Annotated in this window: 17 protein-coding genes and 1 pseudogene; 6 read left to right on the top strand and 12 right to left on the bottom strand. The window is 74.3% G+C overall.

Annotated elements, in window-relative coordinates:
* Positions 1–92: 92 nt before the first annotated feature.
* Entirely contained in the window at positions 93–785 is a 693-nt protein-coding gene (locus tag JL106_RS03535) for an HAD-IA family hydrolase (RefSeq protein ID WP_205259297.1), read from the top strand.
* On the opposite strand, the gene JL106_RS03530 is transcribed toward JL106_RS03535, so the two are convergent.
* The 6 genes from JL106_RS03530 to JL106_RS03505 form a co-directional block, all read right to left on the bottom strand.
* Entirely contained in the window at positions 733–2,079 is a 1,347-nt protein-coding gene (locus JL106_RS03530; RefSeq protein WP_205259296.1) for an MFS transporter, read from the bottom strand. The genes JL106_RS03535 and JL106_RS03530 overlap by 53 nt on opposite strands.
* A gap of 150 nt (positions 2,080–2,229) precedes the next feature.
* Positions 2,230–2,988, bottom strand: a complete 759-nt coding sequence (locus tag JL106_RS03525; RefSeq protein ID WP_328841194.1) for an alpha/beta fold hydrolase — start codon at positions 2,986–2,988, stop codon at positions 2,230–2,232.
* A gap of 22 nt (positions 2,989–3,010) precedes the next feature.
* Entirely contained in the window at positions 3,011–3,934 is a 924-nt protein-coding gene (locus JL106_RS03520; RefSeq protein ID WP_205259295.1) for an anti-sigma factor, read from the bottom strand.
* A complete protein-coding gene (locus tag JL106_RS03515; RefSeq protein WP_205259294.1) occupies positions 3,921–4,475 on the bottom strand; it encodes an RNA polymerase sigma factor in 555 nt (184 codons plus the stop codon). Before JL106_RS03515 ends, JL106_RS03520 begins: the two co-directional genes overlap by 14 nt.
* Before the next feature lie 114 nt (positions 4,476–4,589).
* Entirely contained in the window at positions 4,590–5,327 is a 738-nt protein-coding gene (locus JL106_RS03510) for a class F sortase (RefSeq protein ID WP_236006717.1), read from the bottom strand.
* A 107-nt stretch (positions 5,328–5,434) separates the two neighbouring features.
* Positions 5,435–6,250, bottom strand: a complete 816-nt coding sequence (locus JL106_RS03505; RefSeq protein WP_205259292.1) for a DUF4397 domain-containing protein — start codon at positions 6,248–6,250, stop codon at positions 5,435–5,437.
* A gap of 263 nt (positions 6,251–6,513) precedes the next feature.
* Between JL106_RS03505 and JL106_RS03500 the strand changes: the two genes are divergently transcribed.
* From JL106_RS03500 to JL106_RS03490, 3 genes are all read left to right on the top strand, one after another.
* Positions 6,514–6,774, top strand: a complete 261-nt coding sequence (locus tag JL106_RS03500; RefSeq protein ID WP_205259291.1) for a DUF3072 domain-containing protein — start codon at positions 6,514–6,516, stop codon at positions 6,772–6,774.
* Between the two features lie 88 nt (positions 6,775–6,862).
* Positions 6,863–11,950 (top strand): Lhr family helicase, encoded by a 5,088-nt coding sequence (locus JL106_RS03495; RefSeq protein ID WP_236006652.1) that lies wholly within the window; start codon positions 6,863–6,865, stop codon positions 11,948–11,950.
* On the top strand, positions 11,943–12,893 hold the full coding sequence (locus JL106_RS03490) for a DNA-formamidopyrimidine glycosylase family protein (protein ID WP_205259290.1): 951 nt from the start codon (positions 11,943–11,945) through the stop codon (positions 12,891–12,893). The genes JL106_RS03495 and JL106_RS03490 overlap by 8 nt, the downstream gene beginning before the upstream one ends.
* Before the next feature lie 3 nt (positions 12,894–12,896).
* Here JL106_RS03490 and JL106_RS03485 read toward each other — a convergent pair whose 3' ends face one another.
* From JL106_RS03485 to JL106_RS03475, 3 genes are all read right to left on the bottom strand, one after another.
* Positions 12,897–13,775, bottom strand: coding sequence for a transglutaminase-like domain-containing protein (locus JL106_RS03485; RefSeq protein ID WP_205259289.1), 879 nt, complete (start codon positions 13,773–13,775; stop codon positions 12,897–12,899).
* 143 nt (positions 13,776–13,918) lie between these two features.
* Complete coding sequence (locus JL106_RS03480) at positions 13,919–14,311, bottom strand: type II toxin-antitoxin system VapC family toxin (protein WP_205259288.1); 393 nt, start codon at positions 14,309–14,311, stop codon at positions 13,919–13,921.
* Positions 14,298–14,528 (bottom strand): FitA-like ribbon-helix-helix domain-containing protein, encoded by a 231-nt coding sequence (locus JL106_RS03475; protein ID WP_205259287.1) that lies wholly within the window; start codon positions 14,526–14,528, stop codon positions 14,298–14,300. The genes JL106_RS03480 and JL106_RS03475 overlap by 14 nt, the downstream gene beginning before the upstream one ends.
* Before the next feature lie 110 nt (positions 14,529–14,638).
* On the opposite strand from JL106_RS03475, the gene ligD reads away from it, so the two are divergent.
* Positions 14,639–15,724 carry a non-homologous end-joining DNA ligase gene (ligD, locus tag JL106_RS03470; RefSeq protein WP_205259286.1) on the top strand — a complete coding sequence of 362 codons (1,086 nt, stop codon included), beginning with the start codon at positions 14,639–14,641 and terminating at the stop codon, positions 15,722–15,724.
* A 135-nt stretch (positions 15,725–15,859) separates the two neighbouring features.
* Here the strand turns inward: ligD and JL106_RS03465 are convergent, their stop codons facing one another.
* From JL106_RS03465 to JL106_RS03455, 3 genes and pseudogenes are all read right to left on the bottom strand, one after another.
* The gene (locus tag JL106_RS03465; protein ID WP_205259285.1) at positions 15,860–16,177 is read right to left on the bottom strand and encodes a hypothetical protein; all 318 of its coding nucleotides are present in this window, start codon (positions 16,175–16,177) and stop codon (positions 15,860–15,862) included.
* Between the two features lie 206 nt (positions 16,178–16,383).
* A pseudogene (locus tag JL106_RS03460) lies at positions 16,384–16,674 on the bottom strand (GNAT family N-acetyltransferase); the annotation flags it as partial.
* 60 nt (positions 16,675–16,734) lie between these two features.
* Positions 16,735–17,097: a hypothetical protein gene (locus JL106_RS03455; RefSeq protein ID WP_205259283.1), complete on the bottom strand. Its 363-nt coding sequence runs from the start codon at positions 17,095–17,097 to the stop codon at positions 16,735–16,737.
* A gap of 104 nt (positions 17,098–17,201) precedes the next feature.
* On the opposite strand from JL106_RS03455, the gene JL106_RS03450 reads away from it, so the two are divergent.
* On the top strand, positions 17,202–17,852 hold the full coding sequence (locus JL106_RS03450; protein WP_407940074.1) for an N-acyl homoserine lactonase family protein: 651 nt from the start codon (positions 17,202–17,204) through the stop codon (positions 17,850–17,852).
* The last annotated feature ends 28 nt before the right edge of the window (positions 17,853–17,880 follow it).

Here is a 17,880-nt window from a genome sequence, read left to right as displayed (position 1 = left end):
CGAGTCAAAATGCTCGGTCACCGGGCCGTTCGTCCTCTGCAGGTCCGGACGGCCATCGGGGTGCGGTCCGGAGGGTGTGCCAGGGTGGTCCGGTGACCGACGCCCAGCACCCGACCGAGGACGGGTTCCCGTCGACCGCCCAGGCCCTGCTGTTCGACCTGGACGGCACGCTCATCGACTCCTCGGCCAGCGTGGGACGGGCCTGGCGCAGGCTGGCCGACCGGATCGGCCGGCCGTTCGCGGAACTGGAACCGGTCATGCACGGCATGCCGGTCGACCAGGTGCTGCGCCGGCAGTACCCGGACATGCCCGAGGACGAGGTGCGCGCGCACCACGCCTTCATGGTCGATCAGGAGTCGACCGACACCGGAGGCGTGGTCGCGCAGCCCGGCGCCCAGGAGCTGCTGGCCGCCCTGCCGGCCGATCGCTGGGCCGTGGTCACCAGTTGCGGCCGGCGGCTGGCCGCCGCCCGCATCGCCGCCGCCGGGCTGCCGGTGCCGCCGGCCATCGTCACCGCGGACGACGTGCCGCGGGGCAAGCCGGCGCCGGATCCGTTCCTGGCCGGGGCCGCGGCGATCGGGGTCCCGCCGCAGGAGTGCCTGGTGCTGGAGGACGCGCCCGCCGGGGTCGCAGCCGCGCGGGCCGCGGGCTGCGCCGTCGTCGGGGTGTTGACCACCCATGACCGGCTGGATGCCCCGACCGTGGTGGCGCTGCGCGACCTGGTTGTCGGGATCAGCGCGTCCGGGTTGACCGTCGCCCGTGCCGCGGCGACCGGCGCTGGCTGACCTGGTCCGCCGGCCGCGCGATCACCGGGTCGAGGGCCGGGACGTACCGGCGCAGCCACAGCCCGCCGGCCACGCTCAGGACGGCGAGCAGCACGGCCGCCCAGGCCAGGGTGGCCACCGCCGTCACCACGGCGATCAGCGCCGGTCCCAGCGCGGCGCCCGAGTCGGCCATCAACCGCCATCCGGCCAGGAACTGTGGTCGGCCCGCCGCCGGAGCCGCGTCCGCGCCCAGGGTCATCACCACGCCGGCGCCGATGCCGTTGCCCAGGGCGAGCAGCATCGCCGCCAGCAGCACGGGCACGAAGCCGTGCATGACGGTCAGCAGCACGAACCCCGCACTCATCACGGCCAGACTCGGCAAGGCGACGGCGAGCCGGCCGCGCCGGTCCATCACGGCGCCCGCCGGATAGAACAGGAGCATGTCGACGGCTCCGGCGATGCCGACGACCAGCGACACCTGTGCGGCGCTCAGCCCGCTCGCCGCCGCCCACAGCGGGATGATCGTGTTCCGGCCGGACCGGGCGAGTGACAACAGCAGCACGCCGACCCCGAGCGTGCCGAGCACCCGGCGGTGCCGGACCAGGGCGCGCAACACGCCATCACCTCGCTCCGGCTCGGCGGGCCGGACCGGCCCGGCCGGACCGCTGGGATCGACCGTGTCGACCGTGTCGACCGTGTCGACCGGATCGGCCGGCGGGCCGGCTCGGTCGATGGCCGGCGGGCCGGTCAGGTCGCGGGTGCCGGCGACCAGCGCGAACGCGGCCACCGCGGCGATCATGTCGACCAGGTACGCGCCCCGGATGCCGATGAGGGTGATGGCCAGCGCGCCGACGAACGGTCCGATGAACATGCCGATCCGGGCCACCCCGCCCAGCGTGGACAGCGCCCGGGCGCGCAGACCGACCGGGACGGCCGCGGTCAGCCAGGACTGCCGGGCCAACCCGAACACCGCGGCCGCGAACCCGATGACCAGGACCGACGCGCCCAGCACCAGGACGTTCGGGGCGACCAGGGCACCCAACCCACCCGCGAACTCCAGGCCGCAGGCCAACATCAGCGCGCGCCGCTCGCCGAGGCGGGCGGCCAGGGCGCCGGCCGGGAGGTCGGCGATCAGTTGGCCGATGCCGAGCAGGGCCACGAGCAATGCGGCCATGCCGACGCCCGCGCCGAGTTCGACGGCGCTCAGTGCGATCACCGGGAGCACCGCGCCGGTGCCGATCGCGCCGACCAGCGTGGGCCCGTAGGCCGGCACGGCGATCGGCGCCAAGTCGCGCAACCCGGACCGTTCGTTCACCGAACGAACGGTAGTCCGCCCAGGGCGGCGGGTCCCACCAGGCCTCGGGTGCACCTCGTCCTCGGGCAGCTGGGGGAGTGACGGGGCGGCGAACGTCCAGTGTGCCCGAGATGTCCGATCCGGGCAGGGTGTGATCCGGCCGGGTCCGCGTCAGTGGGGCCGCTCGACCGGCGTGACGGGATGGCCCGGGCGGGTCAACGGGACGTCCAGCCGGCCCTCGGCGGCGGCGGCGAACCCCGCCGTCAGCACCGGGTCCACCGGGCCGTCGAGACAGGCCGACACGGCGGCCACGGCGAGGTGGTGCCACCAGCTGCGGTGCACCCACATCATGTGCACGTCGCCGGGCACCACGAACCGGGCCAGTCGATCCGGGACGCCGGCCGCGCGCTCGGCCCAGCGGAGCGACAGCTCGGGCCGGACCCAGCGGTCCCGGGCCCCGTGGGCCAGCACCACCGTCCGCCCCCGCACCGGCGTCACCGCGTCGCCGTCGGTCAGCCACGGCGCCAGCGCGACCACGCCGCGGACCCGGGGCGCGCCCGCGGCGGCGACGGCCGCGCGACCGCCCATCGAGTGCCCGACCAGCACGACCGGACCGTGCCCGGCCAACTCGGCGAGCACCCGTTCGACGTCGACGGCGGCGTCCCGCTGGGCGTCGTTCCAGCCGCGCCGCCGGTAGCGCACGGTGCCCACCGCGACCTCGGGGCACCGCTCGGCCAGGACCCGGGCGAAGGCGCGCATCCGGACCCGGCCGACGGTGCGGTCCGGGACCGGATCGGTCGAGAACTCCTTGCCCCCGGGCAGCACCAGCACCACGGGGGTCGCGGCATTGGCTGGGGCGCGTCGCCACTCGACGTGCGGGGCAGGCTCCGCCCGGGCGTCCTCGATGCCCCGCGTGGGCGGCGCGCTCACCTCGCGGACGGGGATCGGCGGATCACTGCAGGTCACCGCGCACGACGCTGTTGCCGGAGTGGACCGGGTTGCCGTCCAGGGGTTCGTCCGAGATGTCGACCAGGCGGTACTCGCCCAGATCGGTGCCGCCGGGCACCGTGAAGGTGCCGTGTCCGTCGTGCAGCACGCCCAGCGACACCATTCGGCCCTCCTGGCCGAGCAACCACACCTCGTAGGTCCCGTCGATCTGCGGAAGGTCGTCGGTCCGCACCCGGAGCTCCTCGCGCCCGCCGGCGTCGATCAGCTGCGCGGATCCGAAGGTGCGGTCGGTGTCGGTGATGATGCCGCCGGCGACCGGGGTGAGGTCGGCCCGGGCCTGGACCTGCAGATCCGGTTCCCGGTCCCGGGTGGCGAAGACGATGCCGCCACCGACCAGGGCTCCGACGACCGCGGCCGCCACCAGCGACGTCGCCCATCGGCGACGGCGGGTGCGGACGGCGGCGAGTTCGTCGCCGGCCGGCGCGCCGTGGTCGGTCTCCGGTGCCGCCGCGACCGGCGGGAACTCGCCCAGGGTGCCGGGCTCGCCGCGGAAGACGTGGTCGCCCGAGCCGCTCTCGGTGGCACCGGCCACGACCAGGCCGCCGCGGCCCAGGTACTCGGTCGGGGCCTCGGCCTGACGGGAACTGGTGGTCAGATCGTCGCCCAGCTCGCCCAGCACCGCCGACCACACCGCCGGGCCTGGCGTCGGGCCCGGCGTCGCGGTGGCCGTGACCCACTGCATCGCGTGCTCGAACTCGGACACCACCTGCTGGCAGCGGGCGCACTCCAGCACGTGGTCGTACAGGTCCTCGGTCTCGACGTGGTCGCCGAGGGCCAGGACCGCGAGGTCGTCGGTGGCGGGGTGGCCGCTCACGGACGGGAACTCGTCCGGGAGATCCTGGTCCGGCAGGTCGTCACGACGAGGCACCGTCCACCTCCCACTGCTTGCGAAGGTTCGCCAGAGCTCGCCGGATGTGGCTCTTGACCGTGCCGAGCGGCAGGCTCGTCGCCTCGGCGATCTCGGTGTGCGTCAATCCGTCGAAGAACGCCAGCCGCAGCACCAACTGCTGGGCGGCGGGCAACTGCTCCAGCTTGTCGCCCATCACCACACGGTCCACGACCCGTTCCGCACCACTGGTCTCGGTGGTCGGCTGGGCCACGCTCTGGGCCGCGGCCTGCACCTTGCGGTCCCGGTCCAGCGCGGCGAACCGGTCGGCGACCAGGCGCCGGGTGATGCCCAGCAACCATCCGGGCAGCGAGCCGCGGGTCGGGTCGAACCCGCCACGGCCGCGCCAGGCCCGGACGAACACCTGCTGGACGAGGTCCTCGGCATCGTGGTGGTCGCGCAGGCTGAGCAGCCCCAGTCGGTAGACCATCGACGAGTACCGGTCGTAGGCCGCCTTGAGCACCGCTGGACCGCCCTCCCGGAACTGCTGGTTCAGCAGCTCGTCCTGGGCCTGCGGGCTCATCGTGGCGTCGCTGATCGGTGCGGATCTCCCTGACTCCGAGGAGGGGGACGCGGGCACCGACACGCGGGCCACCCTAGTTGATGCCACCGGGCCCGCCCGCCGAGCGCGACGCGCTCACGCCTGATCGGGGACCGCGGTGACCGCGATGTTGTCCTGGTACACGCCGTCGTCGCCGTCGAAGTCGCCGCCGCAGGTGACCAGCACCAGCCGGCCCGCCCCACCTGCGTCGAACAGCCGGTCCAGTGGCACGTCCGCCTTCGCCCACTGCTCCCGCGCCACCACGGTGAACCATCGCGCGGTGCCGGCCTCATCGACGACCTGCAACCGGTCGCCCGGAGCCAGGTCGCCGAGGCGGGCGAACACTCCCGCGCCCTGCCGGGCGTCGTCCACGTGTCCGGTGACGACCGCCGACCCGGTCGTCGCGCCGGGCGTGGGGCCGAACCGGTACCACCCGAGCGTGCGGACGTCCTGGGGGATCTCGAGTTGACCGTCCGACCGGACGCCGACCGGGACCACCGCGGCAGCGACACGGAGCCGCTCGATGCTGATCTCGACCGGAGCGCCGGGAGCCGGTGCCGGTGCGGCCGAGGAGGCCGGAGTCGGAGCCGGCGATGGTTCCGGTGCGATCGTCGACGCAGGCGTCGTGGACGGCGCGGGATCGGCGGTCGACGGTGCTGACGGGGATGCTGACGTCGTGGTCGAAGGTGTCAGGCCCGGGGGGGTCGAGGGTGCGGCCAGAGCCTGCGCCGCCGCCGCGTCCACCGTGCTCACGTGCTGCCCCGCGGCGTCGCCGGTGGTCAGCCAGCGGGCCGTCGGGGCGCCGACGACCACCACCGTGCCGAGCACCACCATGGCCACCGCCCGACCCCGCCGTCCCCGACCGGTCCGGCCGGGGATGGCGGTGGACGGGTCCGGCTCCGGCCGGGACGGGGTGGCGCACCCCGTCCCGGTCGGAGGCCTCACGGCTGCCGGTCGGCCAGCAGTCGCCGGCCACCGAAGGCCACCGCGGCCCCGCCGGCGGCGACCAGTCCGATCACCAGCACCAGCGACAAGGGGCTGTCGGCCGGTCCACCGCCGGCCGGCACGCCCGACGGTGTGCCGCCCAGACCGGAGACGGTGAAGGCGACCAGCGAGAGGGTGCCGTCGTCGGCCGACCCGATGGCGTGGACGAAGGTGGCCGACCCGGCGGCCAGGTCCAGCGAGGCCGGGCCGAGCACCACGGTGTCGGTGCCGGCCAGGGTCACGTCGGCCGAGACCGTGCCGGCCGGCACGACGAGGGCGCCCTGCTGCGGATTGGTCACCCCGGACAGCACCACGGCACCGCCCGCCCGGACGTCGACCGCCGGCGCGTCGGCGACATGGCGCACCACCAACCGGCTCTGGCCCGCGGACAGCGACGAGGTGTCGTTGCTGAACGCGGTGACGGTCGGTGTACCACCGACCTGCAGGTGGGCGACCAGGGTGGCGCTGGCGCCGCTGGCCACCTCAGCCGTGGCGCTGAGCAGCGGTGACGAGTCGTCGGTCGCGTCCGGCGCGGTGATCGCCACGTCGTAGCTGCCGGCGGGCAGCGGCAGCGGGCCGGCCACCGAGCCGGGGGCGAAGTCGTCGAGGGTCAAGGTCCCGTCGACCCAGACGTCGACGGGGGTGTCGGGGATGCCGTGCACCACGTACACGGTGCCGGTGTCGTCCGCCGCTGCCGCGGCCATCGGGGCCGCGATCACCGAGGCGGCCACCATGGCCGCGCCGGCGACGGCAGCTGTCGCCAGTCGTCGCATGTCTCCTCCAGAGCTGGGTCCGTGGCCGGGCCGGCCGAGCGGGACGACCCGGGTGGAACTGGGTGGAGAGGCCTCGTTCGTCGATCAGTGCGCGCACAGGGACTACACGGCGTGGCCGGGACGCGGATGCAGCCGATCCGGACGGGCGACGGAGTTCCGGAAACCGGCGCGGGCGCCGGGGTCGGACGGTGCGCGGCCGAGCGGTCGAGCGGCGAGGTCGCTCGTCAGGGGCGCTGTCGGAGGTCCGGCCTACCATCTCGCCCATGACCGAGACAGGGAAGAACGCGCAGCAGTCGGACAGCTCCGAGACCCTCGGCGGTGCTCGTCCCGACCCCGACAACACCGCCAGCAAGGACCCGTCGGAGTGGGTGACCGGGGACGAACCGATGACGGGTCCGCAGCGCAGTTACCTGGACACCCTGGCCCGGGAGGCCGGCGAGGAACTGCCGGCCGATCTGACCAAGGCCGAGGCGTCCGAGCACATCGACCGGTTGCAGCAGTCGACCGGTCGCGGCCAGGACTGACCGGTCTGACCGGGCCGGCGTCGGGGAACGATCACCGGGGCCCGAGGGGCCGGCCCGGTGGGCGGGCGTCACGAACGGAACGGACGGCATGAGTCAGGACGACGGGACAGCGGCGGAGCCGGCGCTGCAGCGGTTCTCGCCCGTGGTGCGGGACTGGTTCACCGGTGCCTTCGCCGCGCCAACGGCCGCCCAGGCGGGTGCCTGGTCGGCCATCGGTCGGGGCGAACACACCCTCGTCGTCGCGCCGACCGGCTCGGGCAAGACGCTGGCTGCGTTCCTGTCCGCGATCGACGACCTGGCCACCGTGGAGCCGCCGGAGAGCAAGGAGCGCCGCTGCCGGGTGCTCTACCTGTCGCCGCTGAAGGCGCTGGCCGTCGACGTCGAGCGCAACCTGCGGGCCCCGCTCATCGGCATCGGGTCGCTGGCTGCGCGCCGGGGCGAGACGCTGCGGACCCCGACGGTGGCGGTCCGGTCCGGTGACACCCCGGCCGGCGACCGACGGGCGTTCGCCAAGGACGGCGCCGACATCCTCATCACCACGCCGGAGTCGCTGTTCCTGCTGCTCACCAGCCGGGCGCGGGAGATGCTCACCGGTGTCACCACCGTGATCGTCGACGAGGTGCACGCCGTCGCCGGCACGAAACGCGGTGCGCACATGGCCGTCTCGTTGGACCGGCTGGACCTGCTGCTGGACGCCCCGGCCCAGCGGATCGGGCTGTCGGCGACCGTGCGGCCGATGGAGGAGGTCGGTCGGTTCCTCACCGGCGGCCGACCCGTCACGGTGGTGCGCCCACCATCGACCAAGGAGCTCGACGTCGACGTCGTCGTCCCCGTCGCCGACATGTCCGCCCTGGGGGAGCAGACCGGCGACCTGACGGGCAACGCGGCCGGGGAGCCGCAACGCACCTCGATCTGGCCGCACGTCGAGGAGCGGGTCGTCGACCTCATCGAGGAACACCGGTCGACCATCGTCTTCGCCAACTCCCGGCGGCTGGCCGAGCGACTCACCGCCCGGATCAACGAGATCCATGCTGATCGGGAGGCCGAGCGGGTCGTCGAGCGGGAGGCGGCCGCGGCGGACGCAGGGGTGGACCGGGACGGGGGACCGGACGGCCAGGACGGCGGCTGGCAGCCCGGTCGCGGCGCTCCGGCCGAGATCATGGCCCAGGCCGGGGCGTCCGCAGGGGCGCCGGCCGTGCTGGCCCGGGCCCACCACGGGTCGGTGTCCCGGGAGCAGCGCTCCCTCATCGAGGACGATCTCAAGACGGGCCGGCTGCCGGCGGTGGTGGCCACGTCCTCGCTGGAGCTCGGTGTCGACATGGGCGCGGTCGACCTGGTCATCCAGGTCGAGGCACCGCCGTCGGTGGCCAGTGGGCTGCAGCGCATCGGCCGGGCCGGGCACCAGGTGGGGGCGCCCAGCCACGGAGTCATGTTCCCGAAGTATCGCGGTGACCTGGTGTCGGCGGCCGTGGTGGCCGGCCGGATGCGGGACGGCGCCATCGAGGCGCTGTCGGTGGTCAGCAACCCGCTGGACATCGCCGCGCAGCAGATCGTGGCCATCTGCGCGATGGACCCGATCACCGTCGACGAGCTGCTGGAACTGCTGCGCCGGTCCGCGCCGTTCGCCACGCTCGGCCGTGGCCCGCTGGAGTCGGTGCTGGACATGCTCTCCGGGCGCTACCCGAGCGAGCAGTTCGCCGAGCTGCGACCCCGGCTGACCTGGGACCGGGTCACCGGCCAGCTGACCGGCCGCCCGGGCGCGCAGCGGCTGGCCGTCACCTCCGGCGGCACCATCCCGGACCGCGGGCTGTACGGGGTGTTCCTGGCCTCCGGCGAGGACCCGAGCGGGCGGGGGCCCCGGCGGGTGGGCGAGCTCGACGAGGAGATGGTCTACGAGTCACGGGTCGGCGACGTCTTCGCGCTCGGGTCTAGTTCGTGGCGGATCGTCGAGATCACCCACGACCAGGTGCTGGTCGTGCCGGCGCCGGGCCAGCCGGGGCGGTTGCCGTTCTGGAAGGGCGACACCCTCGGCCGGCCCGCCGAGCTGGGCCGGGCCCACGGCGAGTTCGTCCGCCGGATCAGCTCGCTGGACGCCCCGGCCGCCGCGGTCGAGCTGACCGGTGCCGGGCTGGACGTCTTCGCGGCCGACAACCTGCTGGCCTACCTGACCGAGCAGCGCGAGGCGGTCGGGCTGGTCCCCGACGAGCGCACCCTGGTGCTGGAACGGTTCCGGGACGAGCTGGGCGACTGGCGACTGGTGCTGCACTCGCCCTACGGCGCCGCGGTGCACGCTCCGTGGGCCCTGGTCATCGCGGCCCGGATGCGGGAACGGTTCGGCGTGGACGTGCAGGCCATGCACTCCGACGACGGCATCGTGCTGCGGCTGCCCGACACCGACATCACCTCCTCCGGGCCGCTGTTCGACGACCCGGACCTGGACGGCGCGGACGACCTGTTCCCGTTCGGCGGCGCCGGCCGTGGGGCCGACGGGGGTGGCGCCGAGGGGCCGGCCCTGCTCGACGCGGTGCTGCTGGACCCGGCCAGCGTGGAGGCCGAGGTGACCGCCGAGGTCGGTGGGTCGGCCGTGTTCGCCGCGCGGTTCCGGGAGTGCGCGGCCCGGGCGCTGCTGCTGCCGCGCCGGCAGATCGGCAAGCGACAACCGTTGTGGCAGCAGCGCCAACGCGCCTCCCAGCTGCTGGAGGTGGCGGCCCAGTACCCGACGTTCCCGATCGTGGCCGAGGCGGTGCGGGAGTGCCTCTCGGACGTGTTCGACGTGCCCGCGCTGGTCGAGGTGATGCGCGACCTGCAGGCCCGCCGGGTGCGGATCGTCGAGGTGACCACGCAGAGCCCGTCGCCGTTCGCCGGGTCGCTGTTGTTCGGCTACGTCGCCCAGTTCCTGTACGAGGGCGACTCCCCGCTGGCCGAGAAGCGGGCCGCGGCGCTGACGGTCGACCCGACCCTGCTGGCCGAACTGCTCGGCAGCGGCGACGGTCTGGCCCTGCGGGACCTGCTCGATCCGGAGGCGCTGGCCCGGACCGAGGCCGACCTGCAACGGCTCTCCGGGCAGCGCCGGGCCCGCAACCCCGACGAGATCGCCGACCTGCTGCGCATCCTCGGTCCGCTGACCACCGAGCAGGTGGCCGCCCGGGTCGACCCGGCGCTGGTGCCCGAGCCGGCCGCCGCGCTGGACGAGCTGCAGGCCGCCCGCCGCGCCATCGTGGTCCGGGTCGGCGGGCGCGAGTCCTGGGCCGACCCGGCCGACGCCCCGCTGCTGCGGGACGCGCTCGGCGTCCCGCTGCCGCCGGGCATCGCGAGCTCGCTGCTGGATCCGCAACCCGATCCGCTCGGCCGGCTGCTCGGCCGGTACGCGCGCACCCGCGGGCCGTTCGTGGCCGCCGACGCGGCGACGACCTTCGGGTTGGGCACCGCGGTGGTCGCCGACGCGCTGCGCCGGCTGGTCGGCACGGGCCGGCTGGCCGAGGGGGAGTTCCGGCCGCTCGGAGTCGCGGCAGCGCCGGGTGGCGCGACCGGTGCTGCCATGGGTCCCCGGCACGCCGCGACCGACGGGGTCCGGGAGTTCGTCGACGCCGAGGTGCTGCGGCTGCTGCGCCGTCGGTCGCTGGCCGCGCTGCGGTCCGAGGTGGAGCCGGTGCCGCCGTCCGCGCTCGGCCGGTTCCTGCCCGCCTGGAACGGGATCGCCCCGATCGGTGATCCGGGCGGCGGCGGCGCGCGTCGGTCCGGCGGGCCGGGGGCGGTGGTGCGCGCGGTCGAGCAGTTGGCCGGCGCGGTCATCCCCGCCAGTGCGCTGGAGTCGGTGATCCTGCCGGCGCGGGTGCCCACCTACCGGCCGGCCTGGCTGGACGAGCTGATGGCCTCCGGTGAGGTGGTGTGGACCGGGCACGGCGCCCTCGGCGGCGCCGACTGCTGGATGTCGCTGCACCTGGCCGAGACGGCCGCGCTCACCCTGCCGATCTCCGACGACGACCGGTGGCCGGAGCACGCCCGGGAGTCTGGGCCGGCGGCGGGTCCCGCGGCCGGCGGCGGGGACGCCCCGGCGGACAGGGGTGCCGCCCCGGCCGACGGGGGCACCGCCCCGATGCGACCGCGCACGCCGCCGGCCGGTGCGGTGCACCGGGCGCTGTTGGCCACCCTGGCACGCGGCGGGGCCTACTTCTTCCCGGCGCTGGTCGAGGCGGCGAGCGCCGACCTGGCCCGGGACGGCGGCGCGGGTGGCCCGGTCCGGGTGTCGGACACCGACTGGGAGCAGGCGCTGTGGGACCTGGTGCTCAGCGGTCTGGTCACCGGCGACACGTTGACCCCGGTCCGCGCCCGACTGACCGCGGGCAGCACCGCGCACCGCACCACTTCCCGGGCGGCGCCGCGCACCCGGACCCGGATGTCCGGGCTGTCGCTGCTCTCGGCCAACCGGCCCGGCCGGGCCACCGGCAGTCGTCGACCGGGATCGGCGGCGGTCGCCGGTCGTTGGTCGCTGGTCCCCGAGGTGGAGACGGATCCGACGGTGCGGGCGTCCGCCGCGGCCGAGGTGCTGCTCGACCGGTACGGCGTGGTGACCCGCGGGTCGGTGGTCGCCGAGGGGACGCCGGGCGGCTTCGCCGCGGTGTACCGGATCCTGGCCGCGTTCGAGGAGGCCGGCCGGGTCCGGCGCGGGTACTTCGTGGAGAGCCTGGGCGCCGCCCAGTTCGCCACCGCCGGAGCGGTCGACCGGATCCGCGGGTACGCGCCCGCGCCGGACGCCCCCGAGCCGGCACTGGAGGCGGTGGTGCTGGCGGCCGCCGACCCGGCCAACCCGTACGGTGCCGCGTTGCCGTGGCCGGCCCGGGAGACCGAGTCGGAACGACACCGACCGGCCCGCCGGGCCGGTGCCCTGGTCGTGCTCGTCGACGGGGAGCTCACCCTGTTCACCGAGCGCGGCGGCCGGTCCCTGCTCACCTTCACCGACGACCCGGCGCGGCTGGAGGCCGGGGCCCGGGCGCTGGCCAGCCGGGTGACCGGCGGCTGGATCGGCTCGCTCACCGTGAGCAAGGTCGACCAGGCCGACGCGCTCACCGCGGCCGGCGCCGTGGTGGACGCCCTGGTCGAGGCCGGGTTCAGCCGGACGCCCCGCGGACTGCGGCTCCGGCCGGCGACCGCCGGAGCGGGGATGGTCCGTGCCTGAGGGCGACACCGTGCTGCGGACGGCCACCCGGTTGCACCAGGCGCTGGCCGATCGGGTGCTGACCCGGACCGAGCTGCGCTGGGCGGACCTGGGCGGTGTCGACCTGGCCGGGCGCCGGGTGGTCGAGGTGCGCTCGCACGGCAAGCAGATCCTCACCCGGATCGGGGCGGCACCCGACGCGAGTGGGCGGCGGTTCGAGACCGTCTCCGCGGAGCCGCTGACCCTGCGCTCGCACCTGCGCATGGAGGGCCGGTGGGCGATCGTGCCGCCGGGGGACGAACACTGGCCGCGCCCCGGTGGCGTCGCGGTACGGGCCGTGCTGGGCAACCAGGACTGGACCGCGGTCGGCAGCTGGCTCGGCCTGCTCGACCTGATCCCCACCGCCGAGGAGCCGTCGCTGATCGGCCATCTCGGGCCGGACATCCTGGCGCCCGACTTCCCGGTCTCCGGGCTGCCGGAGTCGGTGCGCCGGCTGGCCGCCGGCCCCGACCGGCACCTCGGTGCGGCCCTGCTCGACCAGACGACGGTCGCCGGCATCGGGACCATGTACATGGCGGAGACCCTGTTCCTGCAACGGCTCTCGCCGTGGACGCGGGTCGGCGACGCCGACCTGGACGCGGTGTTGCGCCGGGCTCGGCGGTTGCTGGAGCGGGGCGCCACCCAGTCGGTGCAGACCACCACGCACGACTCGCGGCCCGGGATGCGGACCTTCGTGCACGCCCGCTCCGGTCGGCCCTGTCATCGCTGCGGCACCACCGTCCGGGTCGCGATGATCGGGCCGGTGCTCAAGGAGCGCACCGCGTTCTGGTGCCCGACCTGTCAGCCGGGCCCGGTGCCCACCGACGACGGCCGCCCGCAGACGCCGCTGGGCAGCGAGCCGCGGTCCCGACGGTTCGGCGACGCGAGCCGGCGCCCGGCGAGCGGGTACCGGCCGCGGCGCTGACGGTCAGCCGAGCTCGACCAGCCGACGCGGGTCGTCGTTCGGCAGCGTGCCGTTGACCACCGCGGTGACGGTGGCGCTGTGGAAGTCGACGGACCCGCCGAAGTCGTCCAGGAACGCGGTGTCGGCCGCGTCGCGACCGGTGGCGATGCGGACCAGCGCCGACCGGGGCGCGAGCAGGGTCCCGTCGACCACGTGCCAGGCCCCGTCCACGTACGCCTCGGCCACCGCGTGGAAGTCCATCGGGTCCAGCCCCGGGGCGTACACCGCGACCAGTCGGGCCGGCACGTCACGGGCCCGCAGCAGCGCCACCACCAGGTGCGCGTAGTCCCGGCACACGCCCGCGCCGAGCAGGTAGGTGTCCACCGCGCCGTCGATCGGATCGCTGCTGCCGGAGACGTAGCTCAGGTGCTGCCCGACCCAGGACGACACCGCGGCCAGCAGCGGCGCCCCGGTCAGCGAGCCGAACTCGCGCTGCGCGACCGCGGCCAGCTTGTCGGACTCGGCGTACCGGCTGGGGCGCCGGTAGGTGATCAGGTCGGCCTCGACCACGGGCGTCGGATCGGCCCGGCCGGTGACGGTGGCCTCGTAATGCACGGTCACCGGTCCGACCCCGGGCCGCAGCACGTGCAGACGCGCGCCGGTGGTCCCGATGATCTCGGTGACCGGGACCGCGGTGCCGTCCAGTTCGACCGTCAGGGCGTCGTCCACCTGCCAGCCGGGCAGCTGAGCGACCGCGATCTGCAGCACCACGGTGCCCGGTTCCACCACGTCGAACGCCAGACCCGCGGTCACCGACCGGCTCGTCACCGGGGTGTCATGGCTGGGAGCGGCGGACCCGGACGGGTCGTGGGTGAGGACGGGATCGGACGGCGCGGCGGTCATGGCCGGAGTCTGCGGGAACCGGCCGGGCCGGACCAAGCCCGAAGGCGCCGGGTCATGCACATGGAACCGCCCGGCAACCGCCCGGACACCGCAAGACCAGGACCGGCGATCGAAGGAACCGGGAGGCGTCGCGGCGGTGCAACTCAGCGGAGGACCTCGACGTCGCACCGGATCCCCGGCGCGCGGGACAACCGTGCGTCGGCGGTCACGAGGACGACGCCCAGCGCCTCGGCAAGTGCGACATACGCGGCGTCGTACGGAGTGACGGTGTGCCGGAGTCCCCAGCAGCGCTCGAGCAGTTGCCGATGCTCCACCCGGCGGACGGGCAGGGCGACCAGGTCGGCCAGTGCGAGTGCGGCGCGGCGATCAGGAAGAGAGCCGTTGGCGGCGGCCCGGCGCAGGACGGACGTGACCTCCAGGTCGATCACCTGCGGGGCGGCGAGGACCTCACCCCGGAGACGCCCACGAGCCTGGTCACCGTCAGGCCCGTCATCGGCGAGCGCGGGTGCCAGGACACTGGCGTCAACGACGATCACGGTCGTCGTGCAGTGCTGTCACCGCGTCCACGAACGGAACGCTGCCGCCGGCCCGCCCGCTCGCCCGGTCGAGCACCTCCTCGAGCGAGGGAGTGGCGGCCTCCTCGATCAACTTGGCGAGGAGGTACTCCTGCAACGACTGATGGGCCAGTGCGGCCCGGCGACGGAGCACGGCGTGCGTCTCGTCGGGCACGTCCTTGATCTGCACCCTCGGCATGGCGCCATTTTGGCGCTCCTTCCGCCAATCCGCAACCAGCAGCGGCGATCCCGATGTCGTCACGTCGGAACGACCGGTCGCCATCCGAGTCGGCGCGATACCGTGCCGCCATGGCACGGTCGACGACTCCGGCGGTGGAGCTCGAGGTGGGCGGACGTCCGGTCCGGATCACCAGTCCGGACAAGGTGTACTTCGCGGACCGCGGGCTCACCAAGCTCGACGTGATGCAGTACTTCGCCGCCGTGCAGGACGGCATCTTCGGAGCGCTCCGGCACCGGCCGACCACGCTGGAACGCTGGCCGTCCGGCTGGTTCGAGGGCGCCAAGCTGTCCACCCGGGCGGACAACCGGGGTGACGCGTTCTACCAGAAGCGGATCTCGCCGCACGCGCCTGACTGGGTGGAACCGGTGACCATCACCTTCCCGAGCGGCCGCACCGCCGACGAAATCTGCCCGACCGAGCCCGCCGTGGTGCTGTGGTGCGCCAACCAGGGCACGTTGACGTTCCACCCGTGGCCGGTGACCCGGGACGACGTCGACCACCCGAACCAGCTGCGCATCGATCTCGATCCGCAGCCCGGTACCGACTTCGCCGACGCCGCCCGGGTCGCCCCGGAACTGCGGGCGCTGCTGCAGGAGCTCGGCATGGACGGGTACCCCAAGACGTCCGGCGGGCGTGGCCTGCACGTGTATGTGCCGATCGAGCCGCGCTGGACGTTCGTCGAGGCGCGGCGGGCGGTCATCGCGCTGGGCCGCGAGCTGGAACGCCGGCTGCCCGAGCAGGTCACCATGAGCTGGTGGAAGGAGGAGCGCGGCGCCCGCATCTTCATCGACTACAACCAGATGGCTCGGGACCGCACCATCGCCTCCGCCTACTCGGTCCGGGCCAACGCCCGTGCCACCGTCTCGACGCCGCTGCGCTGGGACGAGGTCGGCGACGTCCACCCGCACGACTTCGACGTGACCACCGTCCCGGCCCGGTTCGCCGAGGTCGGTGATCTGCATGCCGCGGTCGCCGATGTCGCGTACTCCCTGGAACCGCTGCTGGAGGCCAGTGCCCGGGACGAACGGGACCACGGCCTCGGTGACCTGCCCTACCCGCCGGAGTACCCGAAGATGCCGGGTGAGCCGCCGCGGGTGCAGCCCAGCAAGAAGGTGGCCGCGCACTGGGACGAGGACGGCAGCCGCCGGGAGTGATCCCGGGCGTGCAATGCTCGAATTGCGGTGGTGGATCCCGGGGAATCACCGACCGACGATTCCCCGGAATCCACCGGCTTGCTGTCCCTCGATCACGGACGAATTCGCGTCGGTGATTCCCGTCGGGAACCAGGATCACGCCGCGCCACGGTCCCACCAGCCGTAGTCACCGACGGTCGAGCCCTCCGGGCAGAACATCTCCTGCCAGTACCCACCACCGGCCGGCACGGTGATGTGCTCCGATCCGGCCACGAGCACGCCGAAGACGTTGCACTCCAGCTTGACCTCCACCTTGCGTGCCTCGTCCGGGGCGTCACAGGTGAAGGTGACGGTCTTGTAGTTGACCGAGGAGGTGCAGGTGGCCTCGTCGGCGTTGGCGACGCCGGGTGCGATCACTGCTGCGGCTCCGGCCAGCATCAGCGCTCCGCCGAATCCCAGGAGGTTCCGCTTCATCAGCTCGTCCTTCCGTCGTCGGTTCTGCGTTGATCACGACTGTATCACGGTGATTTCTACAGAATGGCGCAGAAGAAAGACCAAGCGGCATTTCCGCTGATGAGCGCGAGATTGTTGCTGTCCGTGGTCGACACCCGACGGATCCGCGGGTGCCGTGCCACAGACGGGCAGCGAGCACGCCGCCACGTCGGGATCGTCGACCCTGATCAGAGGGCGAACTCGGCCCGGCAGGCATCGAGCCCGGACACCGCCACCCGCCAGTCCGGCCGCCGGAACCCGTCCGGGGTCAGCGTCAGCCGCTGCTCGACCGCCCGCTCGCATGGCCGGCGCTGCACCACCCGGGTGCCGTCGGGGAGATAGCCGAGCCGGGCCGACACGGCCAGCGAGGCCGGATTGTCGGTGAAGGCGCCGCTGTCGGCCCGCTGCGCGCCGAGGTGTTCGAAGGCGAACTGCAGCACTGCAGACCTCATCTCGGTGCCGATGCCTGCCCCCCTGGTGGGCCAGGCCCAGCCACGATCCGGTCAGCACCGTCCGGGTCACGACGAAATCCGGGCCGCTCAGCTCCTGGGTGCCGACGAGGACGCCCGCCCGGCGCACCCCGAACAGCACCTGCCAGGACTCCGGCTGGCTGGCCGCCCGGGCCGACCACCAGAACCTCGCGGAGGAGTCGTGCGAGCGAGGGACGAGCGAGCGCGGGCGCCGACCATCGGTGCCGTGTCGGCGATCAGCCGGTCCCGCGGAGCGTCGGTCCACGGCACCGCGAACGGCATCCGGGCGGGATCGTGGATGCCGGCCAGGACCAGGTCGAGTGCCTCGCCGAAGTCCGCGTCGACCAGTGGCGCCAGGGTCAGTCGCGGCGTGACCAGCCGCAGTCCGGCCAGCGGCCAGTACCGGCCCAGGTCGACGCGATGATCAGCCATCGGCCCATGATGCGGGCACAGGCCGATGACTTCCGCGCCGCACCGGAGTCGGGTCGTCAGCGCCACCCCACGGCGCGCGAGCGGGACCGGACGGGAGCAACGACATGGTGGACCCATCGACGACCACGGGCAGCGCCGGAACGGCGTCCGTGACGGTCACCCCTGTCCTGGTCGCCGAGTTGCTGGCCGAGGGAGAACGGATGCCCGTCTGCGTCCACGTGATCGACCATCCCGATGGGCGGGTGCTGGTCGACACGGGCATGACCGAGCTGCACCCGGCGGTGGCCGACATGGATCCCAGGCTGTTCCCGCTGGGCGAGCAGCCCGGCGTCGACCTCGGCAGCATCGACATCGTCGTCAACACCCACCTGCACTTCGACCACTGCGGGGGCAACCGCCTGTTCGCCGGCCGCCCCATCCACGTGCAGCGCCGCGAGCTCGACGACGCCCGCAGTCGGGACGACTACACGATCCGTGAGTGGGTGGATGCTCCCGGCGTGCAGTACGTCGCCGTCGACGGCGAGTCGGAGCTGCTGCCGGGGATCCGGCTCGTCCCCGCGCCCGGGCACACACCCGGCTCGCAGCTGGTGGTGATCGCCACCGGCGCCCGGCCGGTGGTCATCGCGGGGGACACGGCCGTCTTCTCCGGCGAGCTCGACGACCCCACCACCGACGGCCAGCGGCTGATCCGCGCCTTCGATCCCGAGCTGGTGTGGCTCGCGCACGATCGCGAACCGTGGCGCCCGCCGCGGTGACCGCCGGCAGCGCGCGCAGTGATCACCG

This window comes from Nakamurella leprariae (assembly GCF_016918035.1).
GTDB lineage: Bacteria > Actinomycetota > Actinomycetes > Mycobacteriales > Nakamurellaceae > Nakamurella > Nakamurella leprariae.
The sequence above is the reverse complement of the archived record's forward strand: the minus strand, read 5'-3'. Positions and strand labels throughout refer to the sequence as shown.

Coding starts and splice junctions, on each gene's coding strand:
- JL106_RS03455 (WP_205259283.1), bottom strand. CDS start 17,097: ATGGCTGATCATCGCGTCGACCTGGGCCGGTACTGGCCGCTGGCCGGA.
- JL106_RS03485 (WP_205259289.1), bottom strand. CDS start 13,775: ATGACCGCCGCGCCGTCCGATCCCGTCCTCACCCACGACCCGTCCGGG.
- JL106_RS03505 (WP_205259292.1), bottom strand. CDS start 6,250: ATGCGACGACTGGCGACAGCTGCCGTCGCCGGCGCGGCCATGGTGGCC.
- JL106_RS03510 (WP_236006717.1), bottom strand. CDS start 5,327: ATGGTGGTGCTCGGCACGGTGGTGGTCGTCGGCGCCCCGACGGCCCGC.
- JL106_RS03475 (WP_205259287.1), bottom strand. CDS start 14,528: ATGCCGAGGGTGCAGATCAAGGACGTGCCCGACGAGACGCACGCCGTG.
- JL106_RS03500 (WP_205259291.1), top strand. CDS start 6,514: ATGACCGAGACAGGGAAGAACGCGCAGCAGTCGGACAGCTCCGAGACC.
- JL106_RS03465 (WP_205259285.1), bottom strand. CDS start 16,177: ATGAAGCGGAACCTCCTGGGATTCGGCGGAGCGCTGATGCTGGCCGGA.
- JL106_RS03515 (WP_205259294.1), bottom strand. CDS start 4,475: ATGAGCCCGCAGGCCCAGGACGAGCTGCTGAACCAGCAGTTCCGGGAG.
- JL106_RS03450 (WP_407940074.1), top strand. CDS start 17,202: ATGGTGGACCCATCGACGACCACGGGCAGCGCCGGAACGGCGTCCGTG.
- ligD (WP_205259286.1), top strand. CDS start 14,639: ATGGCACGGTCGACGACTCCGGCGGTGGAGCTCGAGGTGGGCGGACGT.
- JL106_RS03495 (WP_236006652.1), top strand. CDS start 6,863: ATGAGTCAGGACGACGGGACAGCGGCGGAGCCGGCGCTGCAGCGGTTC.